Annotated in this window: 11 protein-coding genes; 7 read left to right on the top strand and 4 right to left on the bottom strand. The window is 54.0% G+C overall.

Translation table 11 applies throughout. The features are described from left to right. Positions 1-13: 13 nt before the first annotated feature. Positions 14-3,091, top strand: coding sequence for a DEAD/DEAH box helicase (locus tag F454_RS15945; RefSeq protein ID WP_018970940.1), 3,078 nt, complete (start codon positions 14-16; stop codon positions 3,089-3,091). Positions 3,092-3,106: 15 nt separating this feature from the next. On the opposite strand, the gene purU is transcribed toward F454_RS15945, so the two are convergent. The 3 genes from purU to F454_RS0112180 form a co-directional block, all read right to left on the bottom strand. Beyond that, a complete protein-coding gene (purU, locus tag F454_RS0112190) occupies positions 3,107-3,961 on the bottom strand; it encodes a formyltetrahydrofolate deformylase (RefSeq protein WP_018970939.1) in 855 nt (284 codons plus the stop codon). Between the two features lie 76 nt (positions 3,962-4,037). Continuing rightward, positions 4,038-4,499 (bottom strand): hypothetical protein, encoded by a 462-nt coding sequence (locus tag F454_RS0112185; protein WP_018970938.1) that lies wholly within the window; start codon positions 4,497-4,499, stop codon positions 4,038-4,040. Continuing rightward, the gene (locus tag F454_RS0112180) at positions 4,496-5,029 is read right to left on the bottom strand and encodes an NADPH-dependent FMN reductase (RefSeq protein ID WP_026292885.1); all 534 of its coding nucleotides are present in this window, start codon (positions 5,027-5,029) and stop codon (positions 4,496-4,498) included. Before F454_RS0112180 ends, F454_RS0112185 begins: the two co-directional genes overlap by 4 nt. Before the next feature lie 177 nt (positions 5,030-5,206). Here F454_RS0112180 and F454_RS0112175 point away from each other — a divergent pair, with 177 nt between their 5' ends. Continuing rightward, the gene (locus F454_RS0112175) at positions 5,207-5,926 is read left to right on the top strand and encodes a DUF1287 domain-containing protein (protein WP_018970936.1); all 720 of its coding nucleotides are present in this window, start codon (positions 5,207-5,209) and stop codon (positions 5,924-5,926) included. A gap of 115 nt (positions 5,927-6,041) precedes the next feature. After that, complete coding sequence (locus F454_RS0112170) at positions 6,042-7,004, top strand: 6-phosphofructokinase (protein WP_018970935.1); 963 nt, start codon at positions 6,042-6,044, stop codon at positions 7,002-7,004. Between the two features lie 55 nt (positions 7,005-7,059). On the opposite strand, the gene F454_RS0112165 is transcribed toward F454_RS0112170, so the two are convergent. After that, entirely contained in the window at positions 7,060-8,043 is a 984-nt protein-coding gene (locus tag F454_RS0112165; RefSeq protein ID WP_018970934.1) for a hypothetical protein, read from the bottom strand. Positions 8,044-8,144: 101 nt separating this feature from the next. Between F454_RS0112165 and rseP the strand changes: the two genes are divergently transcribed. The 4 genes from rseP to F454_RS15940 all read left to right on the top strand — a co-directional run bounded on the left by rseP (position 8,145) and on the right by F454_RS15940 (position 11,967). Next, positions 8,145-9,620, top strand: a complete 1,476-nt coding sequence (rseP, locus tag F454_RS15130) for an RIP metalloprotease RseP (protein ID WP_018970933.1) — start codon at positions 8,145-8,147, stop codon at positions 9,618-9,620. 247 nt (positions 9,621-9,867) lie between these two features. Further along, positions 9,868-10,077: a 50S ribosomal protein L35 gene (gene rpmI / locus F454_RS0112155; RefSeq protein ID WP_018970932.1), complete on the top strand. Its 210-nt coding sequence runs from the start codon at positions 9,868-9,870 to the stop codon at positions 10,075-10,077. A gap of 154 nt (positions 10,078-10,231) precedes the next feature. Then, positions 10,232-10,603, top strand: a complete 372-nt coding sequence (rplT, locus tag F454_RS0112150; protein ID WP_018970931.1) for a 50S ribosomal protein L20 — start codon at positions 10,232-10,234, stop codon at positions 10,601-10,603. Between the two features lie 146 nt (positions 10,604-10,749). Further along, positions 10,750-11,967 carry a glycoside hydrolase family 75 protein gene (locus F454_RS15940; protein ID WP_018970930.1) on the top strand — a complete coding sequence of 406 codons (1,218 nt, stop codon included), beginning with the start codon at positions 10,750-10,752 and terminating at the stop codon, positions 11,965-11,967. The last annotated feature ends 17 nt before the right edge of the window (positions 11,968-11,984 follow it).

Here is an 11,984-nt window from a genome sequence, read left to right as displayed (position 1 = left end):
AAAGAACCGAGTGATGAAGATTGATGAAGCGTGGATTCGCAAAGCAGCGGGATGGAAGGCCACGAAGGCTGGAAAAGAGCTCTATGAGCGAGGTTCGGTGATAGAGGTCCAGCAGAATGGCTCGATCATTACTGGTGCTTTGCAAGGTGGTGGCGCCAAGCCGACGCGGGTCACGGTACGCATCCATTCTGATACCGATATTGATGTGGTTTGCCCGAAGCCTGCCTGCCGCCGCCGTGCCGAAATCTGCCGCTGTGCTGTGGCTGTGATGTTCGCTAGTGTGCTGGGGATTCGAGAAAAGGTGTCTACAGTAGTGGCATCTTCGGGGGGGAGTTCGAGGCCTTCAGGCGCACCGCGCCGGTCACCTGAAAGGCTTGAGGCGTTGCCTGAGGGCGTGCCGGTGCCGCGTATTGGCGTCGAGTTTTCACCGAAGTTTCCCGAAGGATTGCCGGATGGTGGGCTATCGATGCGCCTCCAAGAGCTCCAAGGGGAGGATGTTCTGGAGAGTGAGGCAGACCGCCGCTTTGCTGCTTGGTTGTTGAAACATGCTGGTGGGCAGATCCCGCCGATGATGAGTTTGAAAGGTGAGAGGGCCTTGGAGTTTTTGGCGTCGTTGGCGGGGCACGGGAGACTCAGTTTTGGGGGGAGAAGGATGCAGGTCTCTGCTGATGGCGTGCGCCTTCCAGTGTATCTGGAGCTGGATGGTGATCGAGTGAAGCTCTCGTTGGACCCCAGTCTTGAGCAACATGGCAGGGTGTGGTTTAGCGCTGGTAGAATCTGGATGTGGGAGGCCGATCAGGCAGTACTTCTGGTGGTGCCGACTCAGTCTTGCCTGACGGAGCGGCTGTGGCAGGCATTGACCTTGCAAGGCGCGGTTTTTCTACCCGTGCAGCAGCTTGTTCAGCAATTGGATCGTTTGGAGGCCGTGGTGCATTGGCAGGAGCCGACGCAGCTACAGCAGATTCCTATCCGCCAGAAGAGCCCTCAGATCAGGCTCGAGATGTTCGGTGATACTCATAAGCTGAAGGCGCGCTTGATCGCCTGCTACAGCGAGGCTGCTGAGGTGGTTCTGGGGATTTTTGGGCATGCGCAAGCTGAATTCCCTGTTGCAGACCCAGATGAGGCCGGAGCTTGGATCGAGCGCAGTGTGGATGCAGAGGATGCTGCGGCGGGGCGCCTCATGAGCTGTGGTTTCCAACTCAACGGTAGTCAGGGCGATTGGGTCTTGGACGGTACTGATGCAGTGGTGGAATTTCTGTCGGGGGCAATGCAGCAGCTTGAGGAAGAATGGCACGTGGTTACGGCTGGCAAACTGCGCACTGTGAAAGGGAATCTGGTGAGGGTGAAACCGACATTCAAACTCGAAGGTAGTGGCCAAGATTGGCTCGCCTTTGATTATGGGTTTGTTACAGATGAAGGTCGTGAGATCCCACGTGAGGCGATCGAAAAGATGCTGCGATCTGGCAAGCGTACGGCGACCTCCAAGAATGGTAAGCAGGTCGTGATTTCTGACTTTGATGCCGAGATCGTAGAATCGGTGCTGCGCGATACGGATCCGCGCCAGGAAGGCGGGAAGTACTATGTGCCGAAGAATCAAGGAGCTTACCTAAAGCGCTTGAAAGCTTACTATGCAGGTGAGTCACAAAGCCTAGAGGTGGATCAACAATTGCTGCAGAAACTGCCGCAAAAAGTGGCAACATCGATGCGTGTTTACCAACGTGAAGGGGTGACTTGGCTTCATCAGCGCTGCGTCGAAGATGGTGCTGCCTTGTTGGCTGATGATATGGGGCTCGGTAAAACGCTGCAGACGCTGTCGGTACTTGAGCTTCTGCAAAAGCCGGGGCATCCGTCGATGGTGGTTTGTCCGCGATCATTGCTTGCGAACTGGGCATCAGAGGCGGCGCAGTGGACTCCGGGGCTCAAGGTGCTGGTGATGCACGGGGCAAAGCGCCATGAGCATTTTGACAGCATAGAGCAATATGATTTGGTGATCACGAGTTACTCCTTGGTCGCGAAGGACCTCAAACAATATCAAGAGCGGCAGTGGAATGCCCTCGTGATCGACGAGGCGAGTATCATCCGCAACCCAAATACGCAGAATGCCAAGGCATTGCGCAAGGTGCAGTCAGACTACCGAGTCGCCCTGACGGGAACGCCAGTGGAGAACGCGGTGCGCGATATGTGGTCGCTTTTTGCCTTCCTGATGCCGGGCTACTTGGGGACTCAAGAAGACTTTGCCCAGCGCTATGAGGCGAAGCTAGCTGGTGGACAATCCGATCCGAGTGCGCTGCGTAGGCTGCGCTTGCGCACCGCGCCATTTATGATTCGGCGCACCAAGTCAGAAGTGGCGAAAGACCTCCCGAAGAAGCTGGAACAGGTGCTCTGGTGTGAGCCGAGTAAACTTCAGAAAGAAGCGTATCAGGAACTATTGAAGAAGGGCGCGGAGCGTGTGAGTGAAGCAGAAGGAGGTGCGGCTCGCATGCGCATGTTGACCACCTTGTTGCGCCTCCGCCAGGCGAGCTGTGACCTCCGATTGTTGGGTGATGAAGGCATGCTGAAGCATGGCATCGACTCCGTTTCTTCGAAGCTTGTGATGTTGCTAGATCTGCTCGAAGAGGCGAAGCGCGGGGGCCACCGGGTTCTTGTCTTTAGTCAGTTTACCCAGGCATTGAAGTTGATCAGGCAGTCACTGGAGGAGGCGGGGCTCAGCATTGCCTACTTGGATGGTTCTACGCACAATCGCGGGGCTGAGGTGGAGCGGTTTCAGCGCGCCGATGGGCCAGATGTCTTTCTGATTAGTCTGAAGGCGGGAGGCTACGGGCTCAATCTCACCGCGGCTGACACCGTGGTGCATTTTGACCCGTGGTGGAACCCAGCGGTGGAAGCTCAGGCGACTGACCGCGCGTACCGGATTGGCCAGACGAAGCCTGTTACCGTCTACAAGTTGATTGCTCAGGGGACTGTGGAAGAGAAGATTCTCAAGCTTCAGGAGCAAAAGCGTGGCGTGATTGGTGCCGCTGTGGGGGATGAATCTCAGCCGATGATGAATGGTCTGAGTGAAGAGGATTTACGCGGTCTCCTCTCGGTGTGACCGATCTTGTCTCAATCAGTCAGGGAAGACGATCGCACGGTGTCCATCGATGATGGTGCGATCGTAGACGTGGTAGCGGATGCCGCGTGCCAGAGCAAAGCGTTCGCAGTCGCTGCCTAATCGGATCAGATCTTGGGTGTTGTGGAAGTGTTGCACGCGCTTCACCTCTTGTTCGATGATTGGTCCAGCATCGAGGTCTCGGGTCACATAGTGGCAGGTGGCTCCAATGAGTTTGACGCCGCGCTCGTAGGCTTGGCGGTATGGATTGGCTCCGATGAATGCCGGGAGAAAGGAATGGTGGATGTTCATGATGCGGCCTGAAAATTCCTCGCAGAACCAATCAGGCAGGATTTGCATAAAACGCGCGAGCACACTGAGTTCCACTTTTTCGTCGATGAGGATCTGGCGGATCTGCTGGAAGCCAGCCTCTTTTTGAGCGCCATCCATATCGATTTGGTGGAAGGGAATGCCGTGCATCTCAGCGATGTGCTTGCAGTGGTCGCGATTGCCAATGATCGAGGTGATCTCGATAGGGAGCTCGCCGATCGAGGCTCGGTTGAGGATCTCGTTGAGGCAATGCGTGGTCTTGGTCACCAAGATGGCGGTTTTCATCTTGTAGGGAAACTCGCGGAAGTGCCAGCTGCCCTGCAGGGCGTTTCCTAGTTCTTCAAATCCATCGATGAAGTGCTGCGTGCTGCCTTCATGGGCACTCATGTCAATTTCGAAGCGTGCAAAGAACTTTTCGCTCTGCGCGTCGGTGAACTGGTGGAGTTCGGTGAGGCTGCCGCGGCGATCGGCGATGTAGTTCGAGATCTTTGCGACGAGTCCTTGTTGGTCGGGACAGGTGAATTTGAGAATGAGCCCAGGCATGACGTTAGGTAGTGATGAGATCAATGGATGGGCGCGAGCGCGATGGGATCGAGCTGGCGCTGCACCTCTATGCTCATTAACTTGGGGTTTCTGCAATCTTTTTGATCTTTTTCATGAGTTTATCGTACGCCATCTTGCCAGTGGCGAGAATGCGGTAGTTGGCATCAAAGCTTGAGCCACTGTGTTCGCGCATGAAAACATCACAGAGTACGGCGTAGCTGTTGCCACCCAATTCAACGATTTCAACTTCGGGCTCCACGGCCACGCCTTCGGTGTACCATGATCCATAGATAAGCTCAGCAGAGGTGCCGCCCCATTTTTGGAAGCGCAGGCTGTTGCCTTTCTCATAGATTAATGAAAACCCCTCGGCGCGGAAGGTTTGTACCACAGCATTGCGCACGCGGCTGCGCGATGCATTGTGGATTTCAGTGGAGGCGAATGAGCTGCTGTTGTTGCCAATGCCTACGACTGAGCTGCAGCTAGGGATTGCGGTGATGGCTCCGAGCGTGAGGGCTAGAGCGAATAAGATACGTTTCATATGGATGTGGGTTTGTGGAGTCGTTGTGTCAGTGAATTGAGTTGTGCGTCAAGCTCACTGTGCTTGAGCGCGCCGTGTTGGAAGTTGTCGTGAAAGCTTGGCACACTGAGCGAGCCAACAAGCTGCGCCCCCATGCGTGGGAACGTGGCCGCGGCTGCTTCGAGCACCGTGGCGCCACCACGCGCGCCTGGTGAGGTGGCGAGTAGTAGCATCGGCTTTTCGCACCAGACTGCGTAGTCGATGCGTGATGCCCAGTCGTAGAGGTTTTTGAAGGCCGCGGTGTAGGAGCCATTATGCTCTGCCAGGGAGATCACAATGGCGTCGCAGGATTGGATGAGTTCTCTGAAGCGCTGCGCTTGCTCGGGGATGCCTTCTGTCTCCTCGAGGTCTGTCGAGAAAATTGGGACGGGGAAGTCACCAATCTTGGCCTCTTGGATTACCGCGTTCTTGATTTTTCCAGCAGCGTAATTGGCCAATTGTTGGTTGATCGATTTGCTGCTAGATGATGCGCCGATGGACAGAATATTCATGAGGTTTTTTGGCTGTTGTTTGGCCTGCAAATTGCTTTGGGAGGATTGTTGTGAAAACTGATAGCAAAGATTGCATTCAGACGTATAGATCAAAAACTTAAAAAGCGTTGAATATTAGGCATTCTGTGCGTAGGTTCATGTTTAAGAAATTCCCAGAGACAGACAAGAGCGAAGTAAATGAGACCGATTGAGTACATTGGACCCGCCCCCCAAAAGAAAAAACGTAAGCCTGTGATAGGCGGTTGGGTGATCCTGTTGATGACGGGACTCTTTGTGAGCTATTTTGCCTGGCCTACATTCGCAGACTACGTCAAGACCCAGCAGGTGGATGCTTCCGTGGATGAAGCGAATCGCATTGCATCTGAGCTGAGAGCAAGCGAGCAACTGGGAGATCGTATCGCTGCTGCGGCACTGGAGCATTCGCTACAACAACACATTTACGATTCTGGTTATTATCAGATTGATTTCCCTGCGGGCGATATCCCGCAAGAGCGTGAGGGTGAGGCAGACCTTCTTGTTCGCAGTTTCCGGTCTGTCGGGGTGGATCTCCAAGAGAGAGTGCACCAAGACATGGACAATGCCTTTCGCAGCTATCCTCAGCTTTGGGGGATGCGCAAGCCCGATAGCAACATCGACCACCGCAGAATCCCGAATCTACAGCGCTATTTTGAGCGCATAGAAGTCCAAATGAGTGTCGAACGTGACGCGGTACTCTACGAAAATGGAGATGTTGTGATTTGGCGAAAGCCAGATGGTAGCTTGATTAGCGGCATTGTGGTGCCCGGGCCAGGAGCTCGCTCTGCAGAGAAGTGGGTTGTCTCTAACCGAGGCTTTGGCTCTCAGTGGATCGACTCATTATTGGACTACGATGTGGTTGGTCATTACAAATACCAATAGCGTGAGTATTTATGCACAGCTTATCTGTGACTGCTGCTTGCAATTAACTATCGAGTTCTGTAAATCATTGTCAGCACAAGGCCACTGCCGCGTGTGGAATTAAATTTTTAGAAAGATGGAAGGCATTGCAATCATGACATCTGGCGGCGACGCCGCAGGGATGAATCCGGCTGTGAAGTGTGTGGTGGACTATGCCACCCAGAAGGGGCTCAAGCCGTACCTCGTGAGGGATGGTTTGAGAGGTTTGATCGACGGACTGATCACCGAGGCATCACGCCAGGATGTTTCTGGTATTCTCCACCGAGGTGGTACCGTGCTCCGCTCTTCTCGTTCGAAGCGCTTTTTTGAGTATGAGTACCGCAAGCAAGCGTACGACAATCTCGTGAACTTGGGGATCACCAAGCTCATCGTGATTGGCGGCGATGGTTCGTTTGCTGCTCTGAATCGCTTTTACGCTGACTTTGGAGTGCCGTTTGCAGGGATTCCAGCCACGATCGACAATGACATTCCCGGCACGGACTATTGTCTGGGGGTGGATACAGCACTCAACATGATCCGTGATAGTATCGACTCTATCCGTGATACCGCGAGTTCTTTCAACCGCGCTTTTGTGATTGAAACGATGGGGCGTGATTGTGGCTACCTCGCCATGGTCAGTGCGCTCTCGAGTGGTGCTGAGATCTGCATCGTCCCAGAGAATGAGTACGATCTGGAGAAGATTGGTGAGCGCTTGCGTGAAGATATTAAAAATGGCCGTGACCACATCATTGCTGTTGTCGCCGAGGGGACAAACATGGCGGAGTACCTGACGCGATGGATCAAGGTGAACTTGAATATGGATGCGCGCCTCACGGTGCTTGGTCACGTGCAGCGTGGTGGGTCACCCACAGTTTACGATCGTATCATGGCCTATCGTTTTGCGGTGGCAGCAGTGGATTCCTTGCTCGCCGGTCACCCCAACAAGATCATGGTATTTAAGGAAGGAGTCTTGGATTCCGTCGATATCGAGGTGGTCAATAGCTCGAAGGTGAAGCTGGCGGATGACATTGTCATGATGTCATCGCACCTCTCACGCTAGCAAGAGATAGCTTGAACCCAATTTCTAGCATTTCCTTCAGTTCTTGAGGGAGGTGCTATTTTTTTTCTGAAGTGCGCAGCTCAACCGATTTATCAAAGATGAGATCGCGCAAGTAGAAGACATGGATTCTTAGGTCTTCGAAGCTCTCGTTGGTTTCGATGAGCTTGTTGCAGACGTCGATGGCCACGTGGCAGGTGTCTAGGGCTCGCTTCAGTACGGCAATCATGTAGCCATTTTCTAGATCCACAGCTTTGTCTGGCCATAGCTCGTCGAGAGCATCGGCGACGTAGGCGGTGGCGAGAGCGAGGTCGCTCTCTGGGCTCATATCTTCGATGTTTTCGCCGATGAGGTCGATAGCTCTGCTTTGTACTAGTAGGGCGTGTTGCATGATGGGCTCGCGGGACTCAATCGCGGTTTCATGGATTTCGAGGGTCTCAATCGTAGGGCTGTAGGCTTGTGTGCCAAGGAACCAAGCCGCTTCCTCTAATGTGTCGCGAAGGCGGAGGCGTTTTTCCCATTCAAATTCATCGACCTCACCTTCCACTTCCTTCACCTGAGCTTGTGCTTTGTTCGCAGTGTGCATGATTTCGATGAAGTGCTGGAGTGCGGCAGCGTTGTCTTCTTGCTGGGTTGCTTCCTCTTCCTTGCTCAGCGTCCATTCATGGTCTGAGATTTCGATTTCGAAGTCGCTGGTGTGGATCACGACATGGGCATTGACCAAGCTGAACCACTCGAGTTGCAGAAAATTGAGTATCTTGGCCTTGCCCTTGACCAGCGAACTTTCTTTTTGCGAAGCGGTGCAGACGCCAATGGCGCCGCGCTGAACTGCGTGCAGGTTTTCGGCAACTTCGCGGCTGGGTTGTGGATTCGGGTTGTGGAATTGGACGCGTGTTCCTGCGATGTCGCGCAGACAATTCCCTCGGATGTAGAGCCGGACTGGGCGATCCACTCCGGCAATGATGATCTCACCTCTAGTGACTCCAGGGGTGGTATTGTCGATCCATCCGGAGATGATTTGTTGATCAATACGAAATGCCATTATTACGATTTTGATGGAATTTCAGCTTAAGTCAATACAGCGCTGCTGATATCAGCTTGAAAATCCAGCAGATACCATTACCTTCGCATCAATACCAGATTATGGAAGGCATTCTCACCGTACTCAAAACCATAGGATTTATCCTCGTGGTCATCTTCAGTTTCAATGTGATCATCTTTGTTCACGAGCTTGGTCACTTCTTGGCTGCCCGCTGGCGAGGACTGGAGGTCGAGAGATTCCAGATCTGGTTTGGGAAACCCATTTGGAAGAAAACCATCAATGGGGTGCAGTACGGCTTGGGCTCAGTTCCGGCTGGAGGTTTTGTCGCTCTGCCGCAAATGGCGCCGATGGAAGCCATCGAGGGGGACAACGAATCGCGCAAAGAACCGCTACCTCCGATCACACCCTTAGATAAAATCATCGTCGCGTTCGCAGGGCCTTTGTTCAGCTTCCTTCTTGCTCTCGCTGCGGCAGTAGTCGTTTGGCAGATCGGTAAGCCCAAAGAACTAATCGAAACGCAAACTGTGGGTTACGTGGTGCCGGGAATGCCGGCCGCGGCAGCAGGCGTGCAGCTGGGGGACGAGATCCTAGCAGTGAATGGTGAGCCAGTCTTCGGTTTTGCTGGTAGCCTAGAGTCGATCCAGGAACAGATCATTTTCAGTAAAGGGGATAGCATCGACCTCTTGGTCAAACGCCCAGGTGCCGGAGAGCTGACACTCACCACCAATTTCCATATCGATGAAGCCACTAATTTCACCAAGCGCGACGGGGTCCGGCAGGTGGGCATTGCGCCGATGGGCGAAGTCATTGTAGGGCTCGTAACGCCTGGTGGCCCCGCCGATGTGGGGGGCTTTCAAACTGGCGACCGCATTCTCTCGCTTAATGGGCGCACCGTTTGGAGTGTGTCACATTTTATCAGCCTGATTCAAGAAGAGCCCGATGCAGCCCTGGCGGCGGAGGTGATGCGAGGAGATGAAAAACTCAGCCTCAAGACCATGGCGATTGTGCCGAACAATGGCTTTTCCGTGGTGCCTGGCGCAGAGCCAAAACCGATGATCGGTATGAGCTTTCAAGCGCCGGCCAGCGCCACTCAGCTGGTGCATCCCGGCCCTTGGGAACAAGTGGCAACTTCAGGCAAGATGATGGCGGTAACGATCGAGGCGCTTACCTCGCCCAAATCCAGTATTGGACCACAGCACCTTTCCGGACCTGTAGGTATTGGCAAGGTAATGTACCGCATCCTACACACTGACTATCCACTGAGCCTCACCATGCACTTTTGGGTGCTCTTCAATGTCAATCTCGCAATCTTCAACCTCTTGCCATTCCCTGTGCTCGATGGTGGTCATATCACCATGGCGGTGATGGAGGCAATTCGCAAGAAGCCGCTCAACACTCGGGTGCTCGAGTTCGTGCAATCGGGCTTCGTCGCATTACTCCTCACCATGTTTGTCTATGTGACGATGAAGGATACCTTCACCTCGTTCGGTGGGGAGGCCCCGAAGCGCGATCAATCGGCCCCTCAGGCACCAACCTGGGATCAGCAGAAGCTAGATAGCCTACTCAACGGAGAGTGAGACAAGTCTTCTCAATCGTCGAATCCGATCGACTGTGGGGTCTTGTCTAGAATTTACGCTCTTCAGCTGCCCAAGAATCCAACGGGTGTCCTAGGCTTTTGCTTTTCAAAATCATCGATTTAGAACGCACACCTTCTACTGGACATGCGTATTCGAAGGTTGAATTCCCACCCAATACGGAATAATTTGAGAAATTCTAAAATATTCCTCTTGAAAATTGGTGGATTGTAGGTAGCTTGCGCCTCCCATGGCTAGAACAGCAGGTAAAGCAAAGACACGTAAGTCCGTAGCTAAGCGCTTCAAGGTCACAGGTACAGGCAAGATTCTTCGCCGTAAACAAGGTAAGCGACACATTCTTCAGAAGAAGAGTCGTAAGCGTAAGCGTTTCCTCGGAAAAGCAGCACTTGTTTCTGACGCAGATCTACCACGAGTAAGGGAATCACTTCCATTTCTCTAGGCCCTAACCAGTGAACACGAACCGCGAGCACAGACTCGCCCTCTCGCGAATCGAGAGGAAACTCCACGTAGCCAGTCCCACCAAGTGGGAATACGATCAGACGAGACTACGGGAGTAACTAAGAAAAACAGTTTGATCAAATAAGGAAAAGAAAATGCCAAGAGCAACAAACAGTCCGGCAAGCCGCGCCCGCCGCAAGCGTATCCTTTTACGCGCTAAGGGTTTCCGTGGTTTCCGTTCCAAACTATACCGCTATGCGAAGGACGCTGTCATCAAGGCGCGTCAATATGAATACCGCGACCGTAAGAAGCGTAAGGGTGCGTTCCGCCGCCTCTGGATCCAGCGTATCTCCGCTGCTTCCCGTGCACAGAACATCACCTACTCACGCTTCATGGAAGGCCTCAAGGCCGCGTCCATCGAAGTAGACCGCAAGATCCTTGCTGACCTTGCAGTCAACGACATCGCTGCATTCAACACCATCGTTGAGCAAGCGAAAGAAGCACTCGCGAAAAAGAACGCTGCTTAATCACTAGCCCAGCTAGAGAAGCAACTATCACTTTCATACCGCCACTTGGTTCGCCGAGTGGCGGTATTTTGTTTTCGGCCTGTTCACAGCGTCAATTTCATTGACTTCTCAGATCGGCTATAGATTCTAACACGTAATTAGTTAGCATGTTTAGTTTCTTTCCAAAGAAGCGCGCGATCAACGCGCTGATCCACATGAGCGAGGTGCTTGTCGATTTCGTCGAGCACTATGTGGGCTTGGAAGAAAAAGCGCTCGCCATTGTAGGCGACGTCTCAGGTGAAGCTGGCAAGGCGGGCTCAGAACTGCAGAAAGTCGCGGGCAAGGCCAGTGCTGCGGAGAGCGCGGTGTCCGACTTCCTGCCAAAGCAGGCCAGCAAGGCGCTCAACGACGTCACCGAGCTGGCCGACAAGGTCAGCAGCTCAGCTAAGGAGGTCAGTACGCGAGCTTCACAGAGCGAGTCGGAGAGCAAGCAAGTAAGTACGCCAACGAGCACTTCTGCACCTTCAGAGGCAGCGTCAGAAAAAGACAAGACTGCAAGCTCGGATAGCAAAGCGCCAGCAGCGTCAGCTTCAGCGCACCCAGACCTCAGCGCCTCGAAGAAGCATGAGCGTGCCCAGCAACGCGCAGCCAAAGAGCCACAACACCAAGCCCTGAGCAGCGACTCTCCGCCGCCCGCCGCAACCCAGAAGTCCGTGCTCACCACCGTGGGTGGCGTCACCGTCTACCAGACCGCGCCTTTCGATGCCGTGATCTACCAGAGCGGACTCAATGTGGATGCCGACGGTTCACCCTTCGCCTACCACCCGAAACCAGACAGCGACAAAGGGCTCGATTATCTTCCGAATGCTGGCAGCCCAGGCAATTGGTGGGGGATCGCCACTGAGAATGGTAACGACTCCGGCACCCCTGTGGTCCAAGGGCCGAACGATCCAGCCCCCGGCTACTACGTCTCCACCACCTCGTTGGAGGACCCGAACTATCCGGCCACCAGCCCGCAGGCCTACGTCAATGCCTCAGAGATTCCTTTCATTGTCCTTCCTTTGAGTCATAACAACTTTGGCGGCGCGATGGGCGATCTCGGCGCTGTGCTCAATCTCGACAATGGCAAACTAGCCTACGTCATCGCCGCCGACGAAGGCCCACCCAATAGCCTCGGCGAAGGCTCCGTAGCACTCGCCAAAGCCCTCGGCGTCAACGACAGCCCGAAAGACGGTGGCACCTCCAGCGGCATCGCCTATTGCTTCTTCCCCCGCAGCGGCAACCACCGCCCACAATCGCTAGACGCCATCAACCAAACCGGCGCCCAGTTGTTCAGCAAGTTTGGTGGGGTGGAGAATTTGAAGAAATTGTTGGGTGTGACATAAACTGTGAATCTCAGCAT

The organism is Rubritalea marina DSM 17716 (assembly GCF_000378105.1).
Classification (GTDB): Bacteria; Verrucomicrobiota; Verrucomicrobiia; order Verrucomicrobiales; family Akkermansiaceae; genus Rubritalea; species Rubritalea marina.
The sequence above is the reverse complement of the archived record's forward strand: the minus strand, read 5'-3'. Positions and strand labels throughout refer to the sequence as shown.

Excerpts from the sequence above, each read along its gene's own strand:
- F454_RS0112165 (WP_018970934.1), bottom strand. The coding sequence starts at position 8,043 with ATGGCATTTCGTATTGATCAACAAATCATCTCCGGATGGATCGACAAT.
- F454_RS15940 (WP_018970930.1), top strand. The coding sequence starts at position 10,750 with ATGTTTAGTTTCTTTCCAAAGAAGCGCGCGATCAACGCGCTGATCCAC.
- F454_RS0112180 (WP_026292885.1), bottom strand. The coding sequence starts at position 5,029 with ATGAATATTCTGTCCATCGGCGCATCATCTAGCAGCAAATCGATCAAC.
- F454_RS0112170 (WP_018970935.1), top strand. The coding sequence starts at position 6,042 with ATGGAAGGCATTGCAATCATGACATCTGGCGGCGACGCCGCAGGGATG.
- F454_RS15945 (WP_018970940.1), top strand. The coding sequence starts at position 14 with ATGAAGATTGATGAAGCGTGGATTCGCAAAGCAGCGGGATGGAAGGCC.
- purU (WP_018970939.1), bottom strand. The coding sequence starts at position 3,961 with ATGCCTGGGCTCATTCTCAAATTCACCTGTCCCGACCAACAAGGACTC.
- rseP (WP_018970933.1), top strand. The coding sequence starts at position 8,145 with ATGGAAGGCATTCTCACCGTACTCAAAACCATAGGATTTATCCTCGTG.
- F454_RS0112175 (WP_018970936.1), top strand. The coding sequence starts at position 5,207 with ATGAGACCGATTGAGTACATTGGACCCGCCCCCCAAAAGAAAAAACGT.
- rplT (WP_018970931.1), top strand. The coding sequence starts at position 10,232 with ATGCCAAGAGCAACAAACAGTCCGGCAAGCCGCGCCCGCCGCAAGCGT.
- rpmI (WP_018970932.1), top strand. The coding sequence starts at position 9,868 with ATGGCTAGAACAGCAGGTAAAGCAAAGACACGTAAGTCCGTAGCTAAG.
- F454_RS0112185 (WP_018970938.1), bottom strand. The coding sequence starts at position 4,499 with ATGAAACGTATCTTATTCGCTCTAGCCCTCACGCTCGGAGCCATCACC.